The 1,424-nt window shown below is 63.8% G+C and carries 1 protein-coding gene; it reads left to right on the forward strand.

The window, feature by feature from the left end; genetic code table 11:
• Positions 1 to 159 precede the first annotated feature (159 nt).
• Positions 160 to 1,371 carry an IS256 family transposase gene (locus AX703_RS22575; RefSeq protein WP_062347439.1) on the forward strand — a complete coding sequence of 404 codons (1,212 nt, stop codon included), beginning with the start codon at positions 160 to 162 and terminating at the stop codon, positions 1,369 to 1,371.
• The last annotated feature ends 53 nt before the right edge of the window (positions 1,372 to 1,424 follow it).

Raw genomic sequence — 1,424 nt, forward strand, 5'->3', positions numbered from 1 at the left:
GTTAGCGTCCGCGGTCGTGGTGTAATTTCCGGTGCAGACTGAGGTGCCGCTGGTGGTGGGGCATGCCCCACCACCAGCGATTTCGATCTCGGTGGCCACCGGGCTCATCGGTAAGGTGGAGTTACCACACTTCACACGCCCACCGAGGAGTTGATCCCGATGACCGACGACAGACTACCGCTTGCCGAGCTGATGGCGAAGACCGGAGATGGAGATTTCCTGCGCACGATCGCCGAGAGCGTATTGCAGATCATCATGGAGGCCGACGTCGATGGCCTGGTCGGTGCTAGCCGGCACGAGCGTTCCGGCGACCGCACGACGTGGCGCAATGGCTATCGCGACCGAAGCCTCGACACCCGGCTCGGCACGCTCAACCTCAAGATCCCCAAGCTGCGGACCGGCGCCTACTTTCCCGGCTTTCTGGAGCCGAGGAAGACCGTCGAGAAGGCGCTGGTCGCGGTGATCCAGGAGGCGTGGATTGCCGGCGTCAGCACCCGGCGCGTGGATGAGCTGGTCCAGGCCATGGGCATGACCGGCATTTCCAAGTCCTCGGTGTCGAAGCTGTGCAAAGACATCGACGAGCGCGTCCACGCCTTCCTCAAGCGCCCGCTCGCCGGCGACTGGCCCTACCTCTGGCTCGATGCCACCTACCTCAAGGTGCGCGAGAGCGGACGGATCGTCAGTGTCGCCGCGATAATCGCCGTCGCAGTCAACACCGAGGGCAAGCGCGAGATCGTCGGCCTTCACATTGGCCCATCGGAGGCCGAGCCGTTCTGGTCCAGCTTCCTCAAGGACCTTGCCCGACGCGGCCTGACCGGCGTGAAGCTGGTCATCTCCGATGCCCACGAGGGATTGAAGGCCGCGATTACCCGCGTCATGGGCGCGACCTGGCAGCGCTGCCGCGTCCACTTCATGCGCAACGCCTTGGCCTATGTGCCCAAGGGACAGAATACCGTCGTTGCCGCTGCGATCCGCCAGGTCTTCCTCCAGCCCGACCATGCTGCCGCCACGCAGGTCTGGCGCCAGGTCGCCGACCAGTTGCGCGCCCGCTGGCCCAAGCTGGGCGCCTGCATGGACGATGCCGAGCACGATGTGCTGGCCTACATGACCTTCCCCGAGCAGCACAGGGTCAAGCTGCATTCCACCAACCCCCTGGAACGCCTGAACAAGGAGGTGAAGCGCCGCGCCGATGTCGTCGGCATCTTTCCCAACGAGGACAGCATCATCCGCCTCGTCGGCGCCGTCCTGCTCGAGCAGAATGACGAATATCAGCTCCAGCACCGCTACATGCAGATCGAGGGCATGGCTGCCCTTGCCACACCAATGATCGAGGAGGTTCAGCCGCTACAAATTACACCCAAGGCCGCCTGAAAATGCAGCCCAATGGCCACACCCGATTTTACACCACATTGACGGACGCGACC

This window comes from Novosphingobium sp. CCH12-A3 (genome assembly GCF_001556015.1).
In the GTDB taxonomy this organism is placed as follows: Bacteria; Pseudomonadota; Alphaproteobacteria; order Sphingomonadales; family Sphingomonadaceae; genus Novosphingobium; species Novosphingobium subterraneum.